Here is a 21,965-nt window from a genome sequence, read left to right as displayed (position 1 = left end):
ATTGAATTTTGTATTAGTGTCATTAAAATTGATTTCCTAACAAAAAACGCACTCTTTTTTTGAGCGCGTTCGTTTATGATAATTCTATTTCAAATTGCGTTAAGTTTTTAAACTGCATCAAACGCTTTTGAACTTCATCGCTCGAGAGTTCTTGCATGCGCTCCGAACCAAATTTTTCAACACAGAATGATGCCAGGGTTGAACCATAAATCACAGCATTCTTCATATTTTCAAAGGAGATATCTCCTGTTTTCGCCAAATAGCCTGTAAAGCCTCCAGCAAAGGTATCGCCAGCTCCGGTAGGGTCAAATACTTCCTCTAACGGCAACGCCGGTGCATAGAACACATCGTTATTATGAAACAACAATGCACCATGTTCTCCTTTTTTTATCACCACATATTTTGGCCCCATAGCATGAATCTTTCGTGCCGCTACAACTAGGGAATATTCTCCGGTAAGTTGACGCGCCTCTTCATCATTAATAGTGATCACATCCACACGTTTAATAACGTTCATAAGATCATCCCACGCACAATCCATCCAATAATTCATGGTATCCAAAACTGCCAATTTAGGTTTGGTCGTCATTTGATCCAATACACTAGCCTGCACTAATGGGTGTAAATTTCCAAGCATCACAAATTCAGCGTCCTTATAATTTTCTGGAACTTTCGGATTGAAATCAGCTAAGGTATTCAATTCGGTCACCAGCGTATCGCGCGAATTCATATCATTGTGATAGCGTCCGCTCCAAAAAAACGTCTTACCGTTCTTTACGATCTCAATACCTGAAATATCAATGTTTTTATTTTCTAAAAGATCGAGATAATCTTGCGGGAAGTCGCCCCCAACGATCGATACTGCAGCAGCATCAATCCCAAAATGAGAGGCAGCAAGACCAATAAAAGTTGCGGCGCCACCGAGTATTTTATCGGTTTTACCGAATGGCGTTTCAATAGCATCAAACGCTACTGTGCCAACAATAACTAATTTACCCATGAAAAAAGTTTCCTAATTCGTGGCAAATATACGCCTTTTTACCTGCTAATTAAAACTATATTTTTCGGATTTAGGATTTCTTTACTTACGTCCAAAATCAGCAGGAATTTCACCCCAGGCTTTGGTTTCCCATTTTACAATAGTGGTTGTGTAGGTATTATTTTTTAACCAATCCACGGCGCGGTCTACGAGTTCGAAAAGTGTTTTATTCTTATTGTTACGCGGTAGTTTGGTATTGCAATTTTTTTTCTTCACCCAGCTGATGGCCGTTTTCGAATCGGTATAAATAATCCGGTTGCTTTGTTTCTTTTTTAATAAGGCCAAACCATGAACAATGGCCAGAAATTCCCCAATATTATTAGTGCCTTCTTCAAACGGCCCTTGAATGAACAATTGTTTTTTGGTTTTCGTATCTACCCCGCGATACTCCATTTTTCCGGGATTTCCGCTAGATGCGGCATCTACACAAATAGAATTCAAATTGGGCTGTCCTATTTTTTTCAGTTGCGCTTCAGTAAGAGCACTTGCGAAGGTCTTATTTTTACCTACATAATCCTTGTAATTCCCTTTCAAAGCTTTTTTAGCAGCTTCAAAACTCGGGAATGCCTTGTATTGAGCTCCTTGAAAGTCCTTAATTTGCGCTTTACAATCGTCCCAACTTTCAAAAACACCGGTGTGATGCCCTTTCCAAACCGTATAATATTTTTGTTTTTTTTTACTCAACCGTCTTACTATTTGTCAATTAAAATTTCGCTTATCTTTTGGGCGTTCCCCTGCGGGTCGGGCTATTCGCTCCAAGTCCGCGCTCGTACCTCGCTGTGGGCTTTCCACTACTATCCCTAACGCGGGCGTACTTGCCACATGCCGTCATTGCATGCAAAGCGAAGCAATCTCTCACTCGCAGTTTACAAAGTCATTCAGAGCGCCAGCGAAGAATCTCATAAAAATTATTCCTTTAACAAACCTTCTACCACTTTCGGAAAATGTTCCATCTCCAACTCATGGATTTTTGCAGCAACATCATCCGCCGAATCAGAAGGCAGAACGTCACATTTCGCCTGAAATATCACGGCGCCTTCATCATAATGCTCATTAACATAATGAATAGTGATCCCTGTCTCCTTCTCTTTATTCGCAACCACGGCCTCATGAACATGCATCCCGTACATCCCTTTACCGCCATACTTTGGTAATAAAGCCGGATGAATATTCACCAGTTTATTCGGGAAAGTTTTTATAATATTTTCTGGAATCTTCCATAAGAAGCCTGCCAGAACAATCAGGTCCGGTTTTATCGCTTTCAGTATATTAAGGACATCGTCCGTATTACTGAAAGCTACCCTATTAAATGATACAGCGCTCACCTCCAATGCCTTGGCCCGATCCAGCACTTTGGCCTGAGGATTATTGCTAAGTACTTGAACCACCCGGGCGTTTGGTTTCCCGTTAAAATAGCGGATCAAATTCTCAGCGTTGGTGCCACCTCCCGAAGCAAAAACAACAATGCGTTTCATTTGTAGTTTAGGTATTTTTTAGTTCTTTTGTGCTGTTTTTAAAACTTGAAATTGAAAGGCTTTCATTTTGATGAAAGCGTCTTACTTTTTCATAATAATCAAACAAAAAAAAGAATAATTATTAACAATTACAGGCAAAATTAGAAATACTTAAAAGTAATTTTAGTAAATTACAAACACATTTCTTAACTATTCCGTTGTTTTAAAATAAAGTTTTTTATTTTTGCCAACTAATTAAAACCTTAAATTAAAAGATTATGTCAGACATTGCATCAAGAGTAAAAGCGATTATCGTAGACAAATTAGGTGTTGACGAAAACGAAGTTGTAGCTGAAGCAAGCTTCACTAACGATCTAGGAGCAGACTCTTTAGACACTGTAGAATTAATTATGGAATTCGAAAAAGAATTCGATATTCAAATTCCAGACGATCAAGCTGAAAACATCGCAACAGTTGGTCAAGCTATATCTTATATAGAAGAAGCAAAATAAGAAAAGCACAAGCACTTTATGGAATTAAAGCGAGTTGTAGTCACAGGATTAGGGGCTTTAACACCAATTGGCAATACCAAAGAAGAATATTGGGAAGGCCTGATTAGTGGTAAAAGTGGTGCTGCGCCTATAACATATTATGATACCGAAAAGTTTAAAACCAAGTTCGCTTGCGAACTGAAAAACTTTAACGCAACTGATTTCCTCGATCGTAAGGAAGCCCGTAAAATGGATAAGTTTGCGCAGTATGCTATGGTTGCTTCTGATGAAGCAATTGCAGATGCCAAACTAAACCTTGACGGAGTAAATAAGATGCGTGTTGGTGTTATATGGGGTGCCGGAATCGGAGGTCTTGAAACCTTTCAGGATGAAGTTCTAAACTTCGCCGCAGGCGATGGAACACCACGATTCAACCCGTTCTTTATTCCTAAAATGATTGCTGATATTGCACCAGCAAACATTTCCATAAAACACGGTTTTATGGGACCAAATTACACGACAGTCTCTGCCTGTGCATCTTCTGCCAATGCTATGTTCGACGCGCTAAACACTATTCGTTTAGGACATTGCGACGTGGTAGTTACCGGTGGAAGTGAGGCCGCAGTAACCATTGCCGGTATGGGTGGATTTAATGCCATGCATGCCCTCTCTACCCGAAACGAAAGTCCGGAAACGGCTTCGCGTCCTTTTGATGCGACACGCGACGGATTTGTTTTAGGTGAAGGAGCCGGAGCACTGATTCTGGAAGAGTATGAACATGCCAAAGCACGCGGTGCAAAAATCTATGCTGAGTTTTTAGGAGGTGGTCTATCTTCTGATGCTTACCATATGACAGCACCACACCCGGATGGCATCGGCGTTATTGCCGTGATGAAAAACTGTTTGGAAAATGCCGGCTTAAAGCCCGAAGATGTCGACCACATTAATACACATGGAACATCTACACCTCTTGGTGACGTTGCTGAGCTTAAGGCTATTTCAGAGGTTTTTGGAAGTCATGCTAAGAACATAAATATTAATTCAACAAAATCAATGACCGGTCACCTCCTTGGTGCTGCCGGAGCTATTGAGGCCATCTCGGTGATTTTGGCTATGGAAAATGGCATTGTTCCACCAACCATAAACCACACGACCCAAGATGAAAACATTGATCCAGAATTAAATTTAACCTTAAACAAAGCACAAAAGCGCAACGTGAATGTAGCCATGAGTAATACCTTTGGTTTTGGTGGTCACAATGCTTGTGTGTTATTTAAAAAAATGGATTAACTCGTAATGCTTAAAACCAAATTATAACATTTTGTTTTTCATGAAAGTTACCCCTGGTCACAACCATCTGACATTAAATTAATACATTTACCCTCAGATGAAAAGCATTCGAAACATATTAAATTCCCGTTCCAAACGTAACGGGAATTTTTTTATGACCTTGCGTAATATTCTCGGCTTTAAACCAAGATCCCTAAAGTTCTACGATAAGGCTTTTACACACAGGTCGATGAACCTTAAGGACGCAACCGGAAATGCTATTAATTATGAACGCTTGGAGTTTTTAGGAGATGCTATGCTTAGTGCTGTGATCGCATCACACCTTTATTTAGAAGCTCCGGATGGCGACGAAGGTTACCTTACCAAGATGCGCTCGAAAGTTGTTAGCCGCGAACATTTGAACGAATTAGGTAGAGATCTGGATCTTATCTCAATGGTAAAAAGCAAAATTCCGGCCGGACAGTTTGGCGACAATATTCATGGAAATCTTTTTGAAGCTTTGGTGGGTGCTATCTTTTTAGACAGAGGCTATAAGTATTGTGAGAAGTTCATTTACAAGCGGGTCATCATTCCGTATGTCGACATAGAAACCCTGGAGGGCAGGGTAATAAGTTATAAAAGTTTACTAATCGAATGGTGCCAGAAAGAAAAGAAAACCTTCGACTATAATGTTTATGAAGATACCGGTAACGATGAAGTTCGTCATTTTTCAGTAAAACTCTCTATCGACGGCAAAGTAATTGCCAAAGCCCGGGCCACTTCAAAGAAAAAAGCAGAAGAAAAAGCCTCAAAACGTGCTTTTTTCGCCTTCCAGAATAAAATCTCGAAGATGCTTTGATGTTTTTTTTACAATATTAACTACAACGTTTTAGTACATCAAAGTGTCAAGATTACACAAAAGTTATCTTGAGTAAGCCGCAGAAATATTATATTTACAGCGTTAAAATAAGTTATGGCGATACATAAGCTTGATTTGGATGATGTTTTTGATGAAGTGTCATACACTTTACTAGCCATCCATTGCTCTTTAGAAGATTTCCGTGTAGCCTATTTATTGAACAAAAAATTAAATATACATTTAAAACGAAAACCAACTGATATCGATTTTAATGGACGATCGCACTATCCAATTTTTGCATGGGACGATACCAAACAACGCGTAAACTGGAATTTGGTTTCCAATATATGCAAGGTAGAAAGCCTTCAAAACAAGGATCAGAATTCCCTGTTTAACACCCAGGACACCATTACAAAAACAGCGTTTTTACTGCCGGAATACAAGAAGGTGAATTACCTTTTAAAAATTGAGAACGAATTTCATTTTAGTAAAGAAAAATATATTTTGAATCAAATTTTAAGTATCCCTCAAATTGTAACAGCTTACAGTGTAAACAGCAGTACCATCAAATCGAAAGACAATCTAATTTTCAACTGATGCCAAAAAGAAAAAAGACCAAAATAGTAGCCACTCTCGGACCCGCCACCAGCACTAAAGAAGTGCTTAAGGGTATGCTTGACGCTGGCGTTAATGTATTTCGAATTAATTTTTCTCACGCCGATTACAACGATGTGTCAGAGCGTATTAAAATGATTCGGGAACTGAATGAAGAGTTCGGATTTACCGCTGCCATTCTCGCCGACCTGCAGGGCCCAAAGTTACGTGTAGGTGTCATGAAAGAAGAAGTTGTTGTAAATCCCGGCGATGAAATTATTTTCGCTACCGGCGAACGCTTCGAAGGCACCAAGGAGCGTGTTTATATGACCTACGATCGGTTTCCACAAGACTGTAAACCCGGAGAACGCATCCTTTTAGACGACGGAAAATTAATTTTTGAAGTGATATCTTCAGATAAAAAATCTGAGGTAAAAACTAAAGTTATTCAAGGGGGACCTTTAAAATCTAAAAAAGGGGTAAACCTGCCAAATACTAATATCTCACAACCGGCACTTACAGAAAAAGATATCGAAGATGCTGAATTTGCGATCAAACAGGATGTTGATTGGATTGCTTTGTCCTTCGTACGTCATGCTGAAGATCTCATGCAGTTACGCGACCTCATAAATAAACACTGTGATCATAAAATTCCGATCATTGCTAAAATTGAAAAACCCGAAGGTGTTGAGAATATCGATAAGATCGTAACACATTGCGACGGGATCATGGTAGCTCGTGGTGATCTTGGGGTTGAAGTTCCGGCAGAAGAAGTGCCACTTATCCAAAAGCAATTGGTGTTACGTGCTAAAAAAGCCCGTATCCCTGTGATCATTGCCACCCAAATGATGGAAACCATGATCTCCAGTCTAACACCAACGCGCGCCGAGGTAAACGACGTTGCTAATTCCGTAATGGATGGTGCCGATGCCGTAATGCTTTCCGGCGAGACCTCCGTTGGAAAATATCCGGTGGAAGTGATCAAACAAATGGCCGATATCCTCAAAAAAGTTGAAGATTCTAGCCTTATAAAAGTGCCACAATTACCGCCACACATCCGCACAAATCGCTACATAACAAAGTCCATTTGTTACCACGCGGCAAATATGGCAAACGAGATCGATGCTAAGGCCATCGCAACCCTTACCAACAGTGGCTATACTGCATTTCAGATTTCAGCCTGGCGCCCATCGTGTCACATATTGGTATTCACTTCAAACAAACGTATACTCACCAGATTAAGTCTGCTTTGGGGCGTACGTGCTTTCTATTACGACCGCTTCGTTAGTACCGACGAAACCATAGAAGATGTTAATGCCATTGCCTGTAAACAAGGGTACCTCGAGGAGGGCGATATGGTTATCAGTCTCGCTGCTATGCCAATTCAAGAAAAAGGTATGGTAAACACGCTTCGTGTTACCGAAATCACAACAGGAAAACTCCATTAAATAAAAATATTTTGGGCGTTACTCCCGCCTCAGGCGGGAGTCGCGCTTTCCGTGCTACACGGTAGTTTGCTCCAATCGCTAACGCGGCTTCAGAATTCAATTTTCAGCTGAACACTTACTGCTTTAGCCTCCGGTTTTTTCTCGGCTTCCGTATTCAAGTTCGATAAGGAGATCCCTAATAAGCGTACCGAGTTTTGTAAAGTCTCCTGATATAAAAGGTTTTTCGCCGTCTCCATGATCAAGGCTTTTTCACTTATAAAATATGGAAGGGTTTTGCTACGCGTCTGCAAGGTAAAATCGCTATACTTAATTTTTAAAGTAACCGTTTTACCGCTTACCTTACTTTTGGCCAAACGTCGCGCTACTTCTTCAGCAATGTGCTCGAGTTTTTCCAACATAAACACCTCACTCGATAAGTTTTCACTAAACGTACGCTCGGCAGCCAAACTTTTTCTAATCCTGTTAGGCTTTACCTCGCTGGTGTGAATCCCACGAACCACATCGTAGTAATAAGCTCCAGATTTTCCAAAGTGATCCTCCAGAAATTCCAATGTTCGTTGTTTCAGATCCTTTCCGGTAAAAATTCCAAGCTGATACATCTTTTCAGCTGTTACCTTTCCAACACCATAAAATTTCCGAATATCCAGGGCTTCCAAAAACTCTAAAACCTCTTCAGGGTTTACCGTCTTCTGTCCGTTAGGTTTATTATAATCGCTGGCTACCTTAGCAATAAATTTATTGATCGAAATTCCAGCCGAAGCCGTTAATCCCACCTCTTTCAAAATACGCTCCCGGATCTCTTGAGCAATCAATGAAGCACTGGGATTCCCTTTTTTATTTTCGGTAACATCCAAGTAAGCCTCGTCCAGAGAAAGCGGCTCTACCAGATCAGTATATTCAAAAAAAATTCGCCGGATCTGTTTTGAAATCTCGCCATAACGTTCAAACCGGGGTTTTACGAAAATAAGTTCGGGACATAGGCGCGCTGCCAGATTTCCGGCCATCGCACTTTTTACTCCGAATTTCCGGGCTTCATAGCTCGCAGCACTTACCACACCACGCTTTCCACCGCCACCAACTGCAATAGGCTTCCCTTTTAGTTCCGGGTTATCCATTTGCTCTACAGAGGCATAAAACGCATCCATATCCACATGAATAATTTTTCTTATTGGTAAATCGGCAGACATACTGTAAATTTAGACAATAATTGGCTTTGTTATGACGCATAACCAGCCAAAAGAAAATCAATTATGATCGAAATTGAGCGGAAATTTTTAGTGACCTCGGAAGCCTTCAAAACAGAGGCCTTTCAATATACAAAAATTCAGCAGGGCTATTTAAACAGCTACAAAGACCGAACGGTGCGCATTCGAATCAAAGGTAAAAGTGCCTTTATAACCGTAAAAGGACCAACATCTGAAGATGGTTTGCAACGTTTTGAATGGGAAAAAGAAATTCCGCTTAGTGATGGCGAAGCTTTAATTACCTTTTGTGAAGCCAATCCCATCGAAAAAATGCGCTATGAGGTAAAGTTCGGAAATCATATTTTTGAGATCGACGAATTTTTTAATGCCAACGCAGGCCTTGTTTTAGCTGAAATAGAATTGAACCACGTGGATGAATCTTTTGAAAAACCATCTTGGTTGGGGGAGGAAGTGACTGGCAATCCAAAATATTACAACTCAGAATTAAGTAAAAATCCGTATACTATATGGAATTCAACAACACAGACTAAGACCTAGATTCATGAAAAAACTAATCATCATTTGCAGTTTATCAGCTGTATTGCTGTCGTGTAAAAGCGATTCAAAATCTACTGACAACATACAGGAAACCCCGCCTTCAGACGCCTTGTCAACAGAAGTTAATTTAAAAGACACGTTATCTTCCGAAGTCGAAGTTCCGAAGGAAAAAAGTATAAAAGCCCTTAAGGCCGAACTAGACGCAAGGGGCTACAAGACCTTCGATTATGAAGATCCGGAGACCAAAGACACCATCCTGATGCAACAGTATTTTATCGCTTTTTTAAAAGTTGGTCCTATTCGCGGCCAGAACGAAGAAGAGGCAGAAGACCTTCAAAAGGCACATCTGGCACATCTGAAAAAGATGTACGATCTTGGTTATGCCGACATCTCCGGCCCTTTTGGCGATGATGGCGCTATTCGGGGTGTTACCATTTACAATGTCCCCACAAAAAAAATGGCTGATAGTTTAGCCAATGCCGACCCGATGGTAAAAGCCGGCCGATTAGAAATAGAAATTCACCCCTGGTGGGCGGCCAAAGGCTATTCGCTGCGCTAGATGTTCAAAATCCTTAAAATCCTCTACAGATTAATAAATGTGCTGGTGATCCTCGCATTGTTAAGCATTCATTTTTTAATTAAAGACAGTTCGTTTAAGACCTCCTTATGGTTTTATATTTTGCCTTTACCACTGATTATTGTAATCGTTGTAGTACTTTCCATCCTACTGGGGAAGTACCGGAAATACAACCTTATCTTAGCCGGAATCTTAACTTTAATTTGGTTGGGAAGAAGTTTAAATATCAACCTAACAGAAGTCCCAAAGACAAATAATTTAGAAATTGTTTTTTGGAATGCTTCTCGCGACAATGGTTTCCAATCGGCATTCCAACTTAACGGCGATCTGCCGGATCTGATGATACTCTGTGAAACCAAAGGAAATAACTTTGATAGTTTAGCTGCAAAATATCCAAAATATAATTTCTACCAGACAGCAGGTGGCTTGGAAATATTTTCAAAAAAACCCATTAGAATTCTAAAAGAAGAAGTCTCCAAATTCCATTCTGAAGTAGTACAATTTCAAATGGATGATATCAATTTTTACGCTATAGACCTCCAGGGGAGCACTGATGTGCCTCGAGCTTGGGAACTTGCCTTTTTAAATTCTCAAATTGAAGAAGTTCATCGAACCATACTCATGGGCGATTTTAATTTACCTTATGAATCTATATTATTTAAAGATATTAAATCGAATTTCTATGATGCGCTGACTAAAAAAGGAAATGGCTTTCGTGAAACCTGGTTTTGGAACCTTCCGTTATTATCTCTGGATCACATTTGGGCCTCAAAAGATATCAGCATCTACAGAGCTCAAAAAATTAAAACAAATAAAAGCGATCATACCATGATAAGGGCCTATGTTAAAACCAATTAACTTTATATTTTTACATTTCATCCCAATTTTTTAGAAGATTGTACATGTTTAAAAAACTTTTCCTTAATATCGCTAAGAAATTAGTCTGTTTTGCTGACATCTAAAACCCAGAAAATCATTACAAAGTACCTCCGAATTATATTGCTTTTTCTCAGCTGTTTCTACGCTATGGCCGCACAGGCACAATTAGGATTTTGTACAGGAAATTCCGGTGACCCGATTTTTGAAGAGAATTTCGGTACGGGAACCACGCCCAATGCTTTACCGGCCGGAACGACCAGCTATACCTACAACCCTACAAGTCCAAATGACGGTTTCTACACCGTGGCCAGTAATACTGATTTCTTCGGGTGGCACGACATCCTGGATCATACACCCAATGATACTAATGGAAAAAGTTTAATTGTCAATGCCGATTTTACAGCCGGTGAATTTTATAAAACTACAATTAGCGGTTTATGCGAAAACACAAGCTACGAATTTTCTTCATGGATGATCAATCTGTTACCAACCAGTGGTTGTGGCGGTCAAGGAATTCCTATAAATGTAAAATTTGAGATATGGGATAAAACTGATACTACACTATTGGCCTCTGGCAGTACCGGTGATATTCTAGGCAGTTCAACACCAAACTGGCAGCAATACGCTCTGGTATTTCAAACCTTACCGGGTCAAACTGAGGTTATTTTAAGAATGCGAAATAATGGTCCCGGTGGCTGTGGTAATGATCTGGCACTGGATGATATTGTTTTTAAATCCTGCGGCGACAGTATCATCGTTGAAGATGACATGGTAGGAACCGAGATTGCCATCTGTGAGGATCAGGCACCTTATTCAAAACAACTTACAGCCATCCCCGATTATAGCATATTTACCAACCATTATTACCAATGGCAACAAAGTAATGATGGCATGACCTGGACCGATATTCTAGGAGAAACCAACGACACCTTTAATGCATCTCTAGTAACCACTACAACCTATTATCGCGTAAAGGTGGCCGAGGATCCTGTAAATTTAAATAACAGTCTGTGTAATTCTTTTTCCGATGCTTATGTTTTACGTATTATAAACTTTCCCAGTCCACCTGTAAGTGATGGAGACCTAAATATTTGCGAGGACGACCCCACACCGCTTTCCGTAACTACACCTAGTGATGTTACTGTAAACTGGTTCGACCAAGCTAGTGGTGGAAATTTACTCCAAGCCAATAGCCGTACCTATAAACCGCCTCAAAGCGGAACCTATTATGCAGAAGCTCAAACTATAAATCCAGGTTGTGTTTCGCAATCCCGAACGGCTATAAGAATGGGCTATTATCCAAAACCAATAATGAGTGACGAATCCCTGATATTTTGTGAAAACACGGCTTTAACTATTGAGGCTAATGTTCAAAACGCCAGTATAGTCACGTCTTATTTATGGAGCACCGGAGAGCACACCAAGCAAATTCAGGTTTTTACTCCCGGTGTATATACTGTTGAAGCCTTTAGCCAAAATTGCTCTAGTGTGAAGACCGTTACGGTTAACCAAATTGATAATCCAATCATCGAAAACATTTACTCTGATGGGAATGACATTGTCGTGGAAACTGCTAATTCCGGCCCTTTTTTATATTCCCTTAACGGAAATATTTTTCAATCGGATAATGTCTTTGAAAATAAAGATGGCGGGAGGTACACAATTTATTTAAAGCACCCGGATTGTGACCAATTGATTGCTAAAACTTATTTACACTTTTATATTCCAAGATATTTTACCCCGAATGGCGATGGCGTTCATGATACCTTCAGTCTTTCAGGAATTGAATTTTACAATTCTTCACAAGTAAACATCTATGACCGTTATGGTAAACTCCTAAAGTTTTCCAATAATCAACCGTTTCAATGGAATGGTACGTATAATGGTAGACGCTTGCCAGCAGATGATTATTGGTATGTGATCACGATCGAAGGACAGACCTTTCAGGGGCATTTCACTTTAAAACGATAAAATCATTGTAAATACTACTTAGCCACGGTTATCCTATAATTACCACTATCATTTTGTGATACCATTTGAATTTCTCCGTTGTAAGTGGCCTGATTTAAAGTATAAAGAGGGATATTACAAACTGACATATCCACGCTCAAATTTAAAACCAAGGTATCTGAAACGGTATCCGATAAATGGATCATGAATGTATTGTCTCCTGACGTACCAAAAAGGTTTATGGTAATTACATTCTCTAAGCCCGGAACATTATTAAAAACCACATTTGTAGAGATATATCCGTTAAAACTTACAGTAATTTCATCAGCTAAATAAGTATTATTCGCAATCAGATTCTCGCCCTGATCATTCACTAATTCTATGATTAAATTACTCAGGAAAGGATCGTATAAAGAACAATCAATTTCCTCGTCTTTGGGATCATCACAGGAAATACTAAAAATAAAAATCAGAGCGAATAGCCAATGTTTCATAAGTACATTTTCTTTACAGACGCTCAAATCCTAAAATGGTTGCTCCTGAAAAGTTCAAAAAATTAATCCTTGTACAAACCTATATACAAATCGCCATTTGCATTCATGGAGGCACGGTACATGCCTGGCGTATTGAATTCCATCGATACGTTTCCTTGGTGGTCTAAAGCAACAATACCGCCGTCGCCACCCAATTGGGTTAATTTATTTTGAATGACCTCGTGAGTCGCCTCTTTTAAAGTCAAGCCTTTGTATTCCATAAGTGCTGAAATATCGTAAGCCACCACACCGCGAATAAAATACTCGCCCCAGCCTGTGCTTGAAATACCACAAGTTTTATTGTTGGCATAAGTCCCTGCACCAATAATAGGGGAATCGCCAATGCGCCCCCAACGTTTGTTAGTCATTCCTCCCGTAGAGGTTCCAGCAGCTATATTTCCGTTTTTATCGAGGGCGACACATCCCACGGTTCCATATTTGGAATCTCTAATATTTTCATCGTAAAAAGCTGAAACCTTATTTTTCTGATTTTCAGATTCAATAACACGTTTTAGCGTTTCCATGCGACTATCCGTGAAAAAATAACTTGGGTCTACAATAGTAAGACCTTTTTCTTTGGCAAATTCCTCAGCACCACGACCTGAAAGCAACACATGTGGTGAATCTTCCATAACAGCCCGCGCCAGGTTTATCGGGTTTCTTACAATGCGTGTTCCTGCAGACGCCCCGGCATTCAGCGTTTTCCCATCCATAATGGAAGCATCGTGCTCGTTATAACCTTCATGGGTGAATACAGCTCCTTTTCCGGAATTAAATAATGGCGAATCTTCCATCACATTGATGGTTTTTTGCACTGCATCCAAGCTACTGCCCCCATTTTCTAGGATGTTATATCCAACACGAATAGCTTCTTCTAGTTTTTCACGGTAGGCGGCTTCTTTTTCGGGGGTCATATTTTTCTTAAGTATCGTACCGGCACCACCATGGATCACAATGGAAAACTGAGGTGTTTCCGAAGTGTTTGTCATGGCTTCGGAAGACGCTTCAGTGGTGCTAGAATCATCAGGAGTTTCTGCTGCTTTTTCTTTAGGGTTGTTACAGCTGAGGAGCCATAAAAATGAGATCGAAAGGAGAATTGAATATTTCATAAATAAAGGTTGTTAGGAGGTTAAAGATAACTATTTTATCATTAGTAAAAATTCATAAAAACGACTTATAATTGGTATATTCGCAAATAAATTCTTTTTAATCAATAAATCAATAAAATATGCATACTGTAGCAACAGATTTTGGTATAAATAAAGCACTCGAAACGCTGGGGATAAACCCCGTGAACGATGGTACCTCAACGGGTTTGAATAACTTCTCCAGCGGTGAGCAGATTTCAAGTTATTCTCCGGTAGACGGGGAGCTTATTGCCAAAATAAAAAGCACAACAAAAGCGGATTATGAAAAGGTTGTTGAAACCGCACAGGAAGCATTTAAAACTTGGCGTACCATGCCTGCGCCGCAACGTGGCGAAATTGTACGTCAGTTTAATGAAAAACTTCGCGAAAAGAAAGAAGCTCTTGGAACTTTAGTGTCCTATGAAATGGGTAAAAGTTATCAGGAAGGTCTGGGGGAAGTTCAGGAAATGATCGATATCTGCGATTTTGCCGTTGGATTATCACGTCAGCTTCATGGTTTAACCATGCATAGTGAGCGTCCGGGGCATCGCATGTACGAGCAATATCATCCCCTAGGCATCGTGGGTATTATTTCGGCATTCAACTTTCCGGTAGCTGTTTGGGCATGGAACACAGCACTGGCATGGGTTTGTGGCGATGTTTGTATCTGGAAGCCCAGTGAAAAAACACCTTTATGCGGTATTGCCTGTCAACATATTGCAGCCGAAGTTTTTGCAGAAAATAATTTACCCGAAGGCATCTCATGCTTAATAAATGGTGATTATAAAGTTGGCGAACTGATGACGCACGATAGCCTTGTGCCATTAGTTTCTGCAACCGGTTCTATCCGTATGGGTAAAATCGTAGCGCAAGCCGTGGCTGCTCGTTTAGGTAAAAGTTTACTGGAACTGGGTGGAAATAATGCCATCATTGTAACACCGGATGCTGATATTAAAATGACTGTTATCGGTGCTGTATTTGGCGCTGTTGGTACCGCCGGACAACGCTGTACCAGTACACGACGTTTGATCATTCACGAATCCATCTATGATAAAGTGAAAGACGCCATTGTAGCTGCATACAAGCAATTACGCATTGGAAATCCACTGGACGAAAACAACCATGTTGGGCCACTTATTGACAAAGATGCTGTGAAATTATATCAGGATGCCCTGAAACGTGTGGTCGCTGAAGGCGGTCAACTTGTTGTCGAAGGCGGTGTTCTTGAAGGTGAAGGTTTTGAAAGCGGGTGTTACGTAAAACCGGCTATCGCTGAAGGCCAACCTGATTTCGAGATCATTCAACACGAAACTTTTGCTCCCGTTTTATACTTGTTGAAATATTCCGGTGATGTTGAAAATGCCATTGCCATTCAGAATGGGGTGAAACAAGGTTTGTCTTCTGCAATTATGACGAATAACCTACGTGAAGCTGAGCGCTTTTTATCAGTTACCGGATCGGATTGCGGTATTGCCAATGTTAATATTGGAACCTCCGGTGCTGAAATTGGTGGTGCCTTTGGTGGCGAAAAAGAAACCGGAGGCGGACGAGAATCTGGGTCTGATGCCTGGAAAGTATATATGCGCCGTCAAACCAACACGATCAATTATACCTCCGAATTACCTTTAGCACAAGGGATCAAATTCGATTTGTAAATCGATTAAAATAATTCGAACTTTAGAACCGTTTCAATATATGAAGCGGTTTTTTTATGCTTTTGTTTTAAACCATTTCTGATAAACAAAGTCTAAGATACCATACAATTTAATCACCGCCTATGGAGCCAGAACATATTCAACACTTATATTGGCGCGCCGGATTTGGTATTTTACCCAAACCTTTAAAAGCTCTAAAAAAGAAGTCTAGAAAGGCTGTTGTAAATGCGCTTTTCCAAAACTCAGAAGCCTACGGGGCCTTACAAATTGACACTTCGGCCATTGACAGCATATTAGAAAGTCAAGGAATGCTTTCTGATGAAGAGCGTAAAAAGATCCAAGCCTATAGCCGGAAGAAATTGATGGAGCTCAATGGTGCCTGGATTAACAGACTAGGAACCTCTGAAGCCATATTAAGAGAAAAAATGACTCTTTTTTGGGCTAATATTTTCGTGTGCAAGGACAATAATGTAGTGTATATGCAGAACTACAATAACACCTTGCGAGAACATGCCTTAGGAGATTTTAGAGCCTTTGTGAATGCCATTTCTAAAGAAGCGGCCATGACAAAATACCTAAATACCAAGCAAAACAAAAAACAAAAACCCAACGAGAACTTCGCCCGCGAACTCATGGAGTTATTTACGCTTGGAGAGGGACATTATACCGAAGAGGATATAAAAGAAAGTGCCCGAGCATTTACTGGGTATGCCCATAATTTGAAAGGTGATTTTGTGTTGCGGAAATTTCAACATGATCATGGTTTAAAAACCTTTTTCGGTAAAACCGGAAATTTTTCAGGAGAAGACATTGTAGATATCATTCTGGAGAAAAAACAATGCGCCTTATTCATTTCTAAAAAAATTTATAAATACTTTGTAAACGATAGCATTAATGACAGTCATGTGAATGCCATGGCTGATGTATTTTATAAAGATTATAATATTGCCAAACTGATGCATTTTGTATTCTCTTCAGATTGGTTTTATCACAAAGGTAATATAGGAACTAAAATAAAATCTCCCATCGAATTTCTGGTTGGTATGAAACAGTTAGTGCCGATTAAATTCGATAATCCACGACAACTCATTAACCTTCAAAGACAATTAGGTCAGATTTTATTGGATCCTCCTAATGTAGCCGGTTGGAAAGGTGGCAGGAACTGGATTGACAGCAATACCATCGCGCTTCGTTTGAAATTACCTTCCATGCTGCTAAATGATGCCTATATTTCAAAAGCTGAAACGGGCGAAGAAGACACTATGATGAGCGTAAAAAAAGAGATATATAGAAAAAACTTTGGCAAACGCCTAAAAACTTCTAGTGATTGGTCGACTTTTACCAAAAATTTTGACAGTGTGGCTACGAATGACCTGCATGACTATATCTTAGCTGGTAATCTGAGCCCGGACACCAAAAAATATTTAGACCGCTTAGAAAAAATATCAAAGAAAGCTTACAGTATTCAACTGATGTCATTACCTGAATATCAAATGTGTTAATTATGGATCGAAGAAAATTTTTAAAACAATCGTCGCTCGCAAGTAGCCTGTTTTTTGTGCCCAGCTTTGTAAGAGCTTTTGAAGATGTGGCCCGTAACACCCTAGGTTATAAACGGCTGGTTATCGTACAACTTTCCGGGGGAAATGACGGACTTAATACGGTTATTCCTTATCGAAACGATGCCTATTATAAAAATCGACCGACAATAGGAATCCCCAAACAAGACGTTTTAAGGCTCACAGACGAAATCGGATTACATCCTGGCCTAACCCCTATAAAAAACTTATACGATCAAGGTCATCTATGTATCATAAACAATGTGGGGTACCCCAATCCGGTACGATCGCATTTCAGATCTATGGATATTTGGCAAACGGCTTCCGATGCCAACACCTATTCCCAAACGGGCTGGATAGGTCGATTTTTAGATGCTTACGGGAATAATCCCTACGATGCCATAGAGATCGATGATAATCTGTCTTTAGCCATGAAAGGGGAGACACTAAATGGCATTGCAACCCAAAATTCGAAAACATTATTTAATTTAACTCGAGACCCTTATTTAAAACAATTGAATGCCTTTCAGCATGACCAGCATTTAAACGAACACAACTTGGGATATCTATACAAAACCATGATCGCGGCACAGTCATCCGCTAAATATATCCATGAAACCAGTAAAACAGTTTCGGCCAGCACGGCATATCCTAAAAATGCTTTTGCCAAACAATTGAGTACTACGGCACAGTTCATCAATTCTCATTTAGAAACTCGGGTATATTATACAGCCTTAAATGGTTTTGATACCCATGCAAATCAGAAAAACACCCAACAGCGTTTGCTTAAAAATTATGGTGAAAGTATGGCGGTTTTTGTAGAAGATTTAAAAGCAAATAATACTTTTAAAGACACCTTGATTCTTACATTTTCTGAGTTCGGGCGCCGCGTAAAACAAAATAGCAGTAATGGCACAGACCACGGAACCGCGAACAACGTGTTTATTATTGGAGACCAACTGAAAAAACAAGGCGCGTTTAACCTTGGTCCTGATCTAATGGATTTGGATGATAATGGTGACCTAAAGTTTGAAATTGATTTCAGACGTATTTACGCTACGGTACTTAATAAATGGTTGGCTGTAAATGATTCGAAGGTATTGGCTAAATCGTTCGAGCCCCTAGATTTCATTTAGTAATATAAATTGAAAAAAACCTTGTCTTCACATCAAGAGTAACGAAAAACAAGGTTTATATCTAGAAAAGATTAATAGCATGTCAAAAATACTAATTTTTTGAATTTGAAAAAAAAATTAAGGTTAATTTTAGGTTAACAAATAATTATCAACTGTATTTTACTTTCCTAAGAACTCTGGCGGCCTCCTGGTACAGGTGATACATCTCCTCGCTATAATTTTTAAGGTAATGTTTGGCTTCATTTAGCTTATCAATAGCCTCATGAAATAAATTGAAATAACAAATGAGATAAGTCACAGGTAAATTTCTGAGATCACCCTTTTCCTGATCCGTTAAAATCAGCCCTTTTTTTAGTTTATGCAATAAGGCATTGTTAGCATTATACACATGATGAAGCACTTTTTTATCATATTGTGGAGGTTCAAACAGTAGTTTTGTTTCAATATGATATTGGGCATTATCTTCAAATTGAATGATGGTTTCTTCCAATTTGTAATATTTATCTCTATTCTGAAAACCCAGATTCACATATTCTACGATCTTAAAACTATCGTTATCGTGGGTAATGGACACTTCATCCAAAGAGGAAAAAAATAATCGGACTTGCTCGTTGATCAATTCAATATCCACGCGTGAATAAAAAACTTCTCCTTTAACCTCTTTTTTCAATCCGGCCCAGCACACCACAAAATATTCTTTGAAGACCTTGTACCTGGCATTGAAATCCTGACGCTTTTTCATAAAATCAAAAACACCATTAAGGGTGTGCTCAATGTTATTTTGGGCATTATTTTCAATCGCAGCTACAATTCCGGAGTTGATATCTTTAATTTCAATATCGAATACTTTAGGCATACTCATACTTCCATCCCGAAAAAACACGGAGCCCCCGTAATACTTCCAGATATTCTTTCGTAAGGCCGTTAATTTATCTATAGGCCGAATAGTAACAAGACCCACGACCTTCGCTTCCGGCAAATGCGGAAATGGAATGTTCTCGTACTGAACGATAGGCGGATTGGTGAGATAGGCATTAATGAGGTTTTGGATCTTACTATCATCAAAAAAATCAACACCAACAATACTATTATCTTCATCCTCGACACCAATTACGATGTACGAATTGTTTTTTGGATTACTATTGGAAAGCGCACAAATATGCTTTAAAAACTTCGCCTTCCCTTCCTTATGACTAATATCGATCTTTCGTTTTTTGTCATAAAAACTATTCTCGTCATTATGAGCTAACAAATGTTTTATAAGTAAGCGTTTATTAATCATAATTTATGGGGTTACTTCCTAAAAGTATTAAGACTCTTTTTTAACGGTAACACTATTCGCCTGAGCGGTACAGAACATTAAAACATCGGCAATATTCACATGCGGTGGTCTGGACACGGCAAAATAGATGACATCTGCAACATCTTCAGCCTGTAAGGCTTTAAAACCGGTATAAACCGTATCGGCGATTTCATCGCCTTTAAATCGTACCTTTGAAAATTCTGTTTCCACCAATCCGGGATTTATGGCACCAACACGAATTCCAAACGGATTCAGATCGATGCGCATACCTTCAGTTATTGCTAAAACGGCATGTTTACTGGCACAGTATACATTCCCTTTCGGGTAGACCTCTGTCCCTGCTGATGATCCAATATTTATTATGTGTCCTGATTTACGTTCTGTCATTTTTGGAATTACCGCTTTGCTCACGTACAAAAGGCCTTTCACATTAATATCCATCATGGCATCCCAGTCATCCACATTACCTTCATGAATAGGATCCAGGCCATGGGCATTCCCCGCATTATTTATTAAAATGTCAATCGTTTTAAAAGCTTCGGGTAAACTAGCAATAGCATCAAAAGTGGCTTGCTTGTCGCGTACATCAAAATTTGAAATATGAACCTCGGTTTGTTTTTCCAGATCAGTTTTCAAAGTCTTTAAACGCTCCAAGCGGCGTCCGCAAAGAATTAAACGTATGTTGTGTTTAGCAAATTCATAAGCGGTTGCTTCTCCTATGCCGCTTGTGGCTCCTGTTATGAGCGCTGTTTTTTTCATATTAAAAAATTATTTAAATTGATTTTCTTTTGAATTGAAGGAAACCAAAACAAAGGAGCTGTTGGAAAAGATCTTCCTGAATCAAAACCTTCTCATCATTACACGATGTCCAGTTCGATCTTGTTAAAGATAACGCCATTTAAATTAATCTGTAACTCCCTTATTTCAAACATACTTCAGCTGATTTTCGTCGCTATTATAATCCTTTAATCGATAGGGTTTGCAGTTGATGTCCTTTTTTTTGCACTTGGTGTATAAAAATACTTAAAAGCAGATAAAAATCGTATTATTGAGCATAAATTGTTTTCGGATACCTACCTAACCTTATCCGAAAAACCAATAAATTAATTTCTTTTTCACCGAAACATCTAAAACCGGTCTGAGTACCGTATATAATATTAAGTAACATTATAAAATTCTACCCTTATGAGATTTTTTAAACATTTTAAACTAATTATCCCAATACTATTTTTATCCTTTTTGGTGTCTTGTAACAAAGACAATTCAGCCGATATGGCCAAAGGCGATCCAACGATTACCATTCGTTTGGTTGATGCTCCCGGCGATTACGATGCTGTAAACATTGACATTCAGGATGTCATGATAAAAATGGACGACGACAGTGATGACGAATCCGGATGGATGTCGCTGGATGTTAATCCTGAAACTGTAAATCTATTGGATTTTACAGGAGGATTTAATAAAGTTCTTGTAGAAAGATTTCCTATTCCTGTAGGAACCTTAAGTCAAATGCGTCTTGTACTAGGTGATGGAAACACCATCGAAATGAGAAACGACAATGATGAACCTATGACTTATGACCTGAAAACACCAAGCGCCCAACAATCAGGTCTTAAGTTAAAGGTTGATGCAGAAATTGAACAGGGCTTTACTTACGATTTTGTCATCGACTTTGATGTTGAAAAATCAATTGTACATGCCGGTAATTCAGAAAATATTATTTTAAAACCCGTACTTTATGTAAGTGCTGAGGCAAGTTCCGGTATCATTGAAGGTACTGTATTGCCAGCTGATGAGCCTGCAATGGCTTCTGTACTTGTTGATGATATGGGTAATGATGACCCTTCTGATGATTTCGTAATCTCAGCGTACACAGACGAAAATGGTGCATTTGCCCTATGGGGTGTGCCCGCTGGAACGTATGAAGTTATGGTAACTCCAACGAACGAGGAAACAGATTATGTTGGCGGAAGTGCTTTAGATGTTATGGTGACTAATGGTGAAATTACCGTTATTGCCGAGCCTATTGAAATGATGTTGAAACCTGCTACCGTAAGTGGAACCGTTTCTGGATTAGGTGATGGTGAGAAAGCTACCGTAAGCATCAATGATGCCGATAACACATCTGTAGAAACAGGTGATGCCGGTGCCTATGAAATAACTGGTATCGCTCCTGGTGACTATGTAGTGACTATCAGTGCCACGGGTTATGTGACTCAGGAATTCAACGTAACACTTGATCCTGACGAAACAGAAACTGTAGATGCTACTCTGGTTGCTGAATAATTAGTAACAAACAATTTCAAATAAAAAAGAGCAATGCCTGTAAGGTGTTGCTCTTTTTTATTTT

The 21,965-nt window shown here is 39.4% G+C and carries 21 protein-coding genes; 13 read left to right on the top strand and 8 right to left on the bottom strand.

The window, feature by feature from the left end:
- Nucleotides 1–73 precede the first annotated feature (73 nt).
- The 3 genes from V8G61_RS00465 to purN form a co-directional block, all read right to left on the bottom strand.
- Nucleotides 74–1,000, bottom strand: coding sequence for a PfkB family carbohydrate kinase (locus V8G61_RS00465; protein WP_394873446.1), 927 nt, complete (start codon nt 998–1,000; stop codon nt 74–76).
- 81 nt (nt 1,001–1,081) lie between these two features.
- Nucleotides 1,082–1,723 carry a viroplasmin family protein gene (locus tag V8G61_RS00460; protein WP_394873445.1) on the bottom strand — a complete coding sequence of 214 codons (642 nt, stop codon included), beginning with the start codon at nt 1,721–1,723 and terminating at the stop codon, nt 1,082–1,084.
- A gap of 224 nt (nt 1,724–1,947) precedes the next feature.
- Nucleotides 1,948–2,514: a phosphoribosylglycinamide formyltransferase gene (purN, locus tag V8G61_RS00455; protein ID WP_394873444.1), complete on the bottom strand. Its 567-nt coding sequence runs from the start codon at nt 2,512–2,514 to the stop codon at nt 1,948–1,950.
- Nucleotides 2,515–2,771: 257 nt separating this feature from the next.
- Here purN and V8G61_RS00450 point away from each other — a divergent pair, with 257 nt between their 5' ends.
- The 5 genes from V8G61_RS00450 to pyk all read left to right on the top strand — a co-directional run bounded on the left by V8G61_RS00450 (nt 2,772) and on the right by pyk (nt 7,154).
- Nucleotides 2,772–3,005, top strand: coding sequence for an acyl carrier protein (locus V8G61_RS00450; RefSeq protein ID WP_009778413.1), 234 nt, complete (start codon nt 2,772–2,774; stop codon nt 3,003–3,005).
- An 18-nt stretch (nt 3,006–3,023) separates the two neighbouring features.
- Nucleotides 3,024–4,274, top strand: a complete 1,251-nt coding sequence (gene fabF / locus V8G61_RS00445) for a beta-ketoacyl-ACP synthase II (RefSeq protein WP_394873442.1) — start codon at nt 3,024–3,026, stop codon at nt 4,272–4,274.
- Between the two features lie 97 nt (nt 4,275–4,371).
- Nucleotides 4,372–5,112: a ribonuclease III gene (rnc, locus tag V8G61_RS00440; protein WP_394873441.1), complete on the top strand. Its 741-nt coding sequence runs from the start codon at nt 4,372–4,374 to the stop codon at nt 5,110–5,112.
- Between the two features lie 114 nt (nt 5,113–5,226).
- Complete coding sequence (locus V8G61_RS00435) at nt 5,227–5,709, top strand: IPExxxVDY family protein (RefSeq protein WP_394873439.1); 483 nt, start codon at nt 5,227–5,229, stop codon at nt 5,707–5,709.
- A complete protein-coding gene (gene pyk / locus V8G61_RS00430; RefSeq protein ID WP_394873438.1) occupies nt 5,709–7,154 on the top strand; it encodes a pyruvate kinase in 1,446 nt (481 codons plus the stop codon). Before V8G61_RS00435 ends, pyk begins: the two co-directional genes overlap by 1 nt.
- Nucleotides 7,155–7,243: 89 nt before the next feature.
- Here pyk and dinB read toward each other — a convergent pair whose 3' ends face one another.
- A complete protein-coding gene (gene dinB / locus V8G61_RS00425) occupies nt 7,244–8,341 on the bottom strand; it encodes a DNA polymerase IV (protein ID WP_394873437.1) in 1,098 nt (365 codons plus the stop codon).
- A gap of 63 nt (nt 8,342–8,404) precedes the next feature.
- Here dinB and V8G61_RS00420 point away from each other — a divergent pair, with 63 nt between their 5' ends.
- The 4 genes from V8G61_RS00420 to V8G61_RS00405 all read left to right on the top strand — a co-directional run bounded on the left by V8G61_RS00420 (nt 8,405) and on the right by V8G61_RS00405 (nt 12,323).
- Complete coding sequence (locus V8G61_RS00420; RefSeq protein WP_394873436.1) at nt 8,405–8,896, top strand: CYTH domain-containing protein; 492 nt, start codon at nt 8,405–8,407, stop codon at nt 8,894–8,896.
- 4 nt (nt 8,897–8,900) lie between these two features.
- Nucleotides 8,901–9,455 (top strand): YciI family protein, encoded by a 555-nt coding sequence (locus V8G61_RS00415; RefSeq protein WP_394873435.1) that lies wholly within the window; start codon nt 8,901–8,903, stop codon nt 9,453–9,455.
- Complete coding sequence (locus tag V8G61_RS00410) at nt 9,456–10,331, top strand: endonuclease/exonuclease/phosphatase family protein (protein WP_394873434.1); 876 nt, start codon at nt 9,456–9,458, stop codon at nt 10,329–10,331.
- Between the two features lie 168 nt (nt 10,332–10,499).
- On the top strand, nt 10,500–12,323 hold the full coding sequence (locus V8G61_RS00405) for a T9SS type B sorting domain-containing protein (RefSeq protein ID WP_394873432.1): 1,824 nt from the start codon (nt 10,500–10,502) through the stop codon (nt 12,321–12,323).
- Nucleotides 12,324–12,337: 14 nt separating this feature from the next.
- Here V8G61_RS00405 and V8G61_RS00400 read toward each other — a convergent pair whose 3' ends face one another.
- Nucleotides 12,338–12,796: a hypothetical protein gene (locus V8G61_RS00400; protein WP_394873431.1), complete on the bottom strand. Its 459-nt coding sequence runs from the start codon at nt 12,794–12,796 to the stop codon at nt 12,338–12,340.
- Between the two features lie 62 nt (nt 12,797–12,858).
- Entirely contained in the window at nt 12,859–13,944 is a 1,086-nt protein-coding gene (locus V8G61_RS00395; protein WP_394873430.1) for an isoaspartyl peptidase/L-asparaginase family protein, read from the bottom strand.
- A gap of 119 nt (nt 13,945–14,063) precedes the next feature.
- Between V8G61_RS00395 and V8G61_RS00390 the strand changes: the two genes are divergently transcribed.
- The 3 genes from V8G61_RS00390 (at nt 14,064) to V8G61_RS00380 (ending at nt 18,312) form a co-directional block, all read left to right on the top strand.
- A complete protein-coding gene (locus tag V8G61_RS00390; RefSeq protein WP_394873428.1) occupies nt 14,064–15,617 on the top strand; it encodes an aldehyde dehydrogenase family protein in 1,554 nt (517 codons plus the stop codon).
- A 122-nt stretch (nt 15,618–15,739) separates the two neighbouring features.
- Complete coding sequence (locus V8G61_RS00385) at nt 15,740–17,119, top strand: DUF1800 family protein (protein WP_394873426.1); 1,380 nt, start codon at nt 15,740–15,742, stop codon at nt 17,117–17,119.
- A gap of 2 nt (nt 17,120–17,121) precedes the next feature.
- Entirely contained in the window at nt 17,122–18,312 is a 1,191-nt protein-coding gene (locus V8G61_RS00380) for a DUF1501 domain-containing protein (protein WP_394873425.1), read from the top strand.
- Between the two features lie 148 nt (nt 18,313–18,460).
- On the opposite strand, the gene V8G61_RS00375 is transcribed toward V8G61_RS00380, so the two are convergent.
- Both V8G61_RS00375 and V8G61_RS00370 read right to left on the bottom strand, forming a co-directional pair.
- A complete protein-coding gene (locus V8G61_RS00375; protein WP_394873424.1) occupies nt 18,461–19,594 on the bottom strand; it encodes an ATP-binding protein in 1,134 nt (377 codons plus the stop codon).
- Nucleotides 19,595–19,621: 27 nt separating this feature from the next.
- Nucleotides 19,622–20,374 carry an SDR family NAD(P)-dependent oxidoreductase gene (locus tag V8G61_RS00370; RefSeq protein WP_394873422.1) on the bottom strand — a complete coding sequence of 251 codons (753 nt, stop codon included), beginning with the start codon at nt 20,372–20,374 and terminating at the stop codon, nt 19,622–19,624.
- Between the two features lie 426 nt (nt 20,375–20,800).
- Between V8G61_RS00370 and V8G61_RS00365 the strand changes: the two genes are divergently transcribed.
- Entirely contained in the window at nt 20,801–21,901 is a 1,101-nt protein-coding gene (locus V8G61_RS00365; RefSeq protein WP_394873420.1) for a DUF4382 domain-containing protein, read from the top strand.
- The last annotated feature ends 64 nt before the right edge of the window (nt 21,902–21,965 follow it).

This window comes from Gaetbulibacter sp. M240 (assembly GCF_043876815.1).
Lineage (GTDB): Bacteria > Bacteroidota > Bacteroidia > Flavobacteriales > Flavobacteriaceae > Gaetbulibacter_A.
This window is presented reverse-complemented; position numbering and strand designations above follow the sequence as displayed.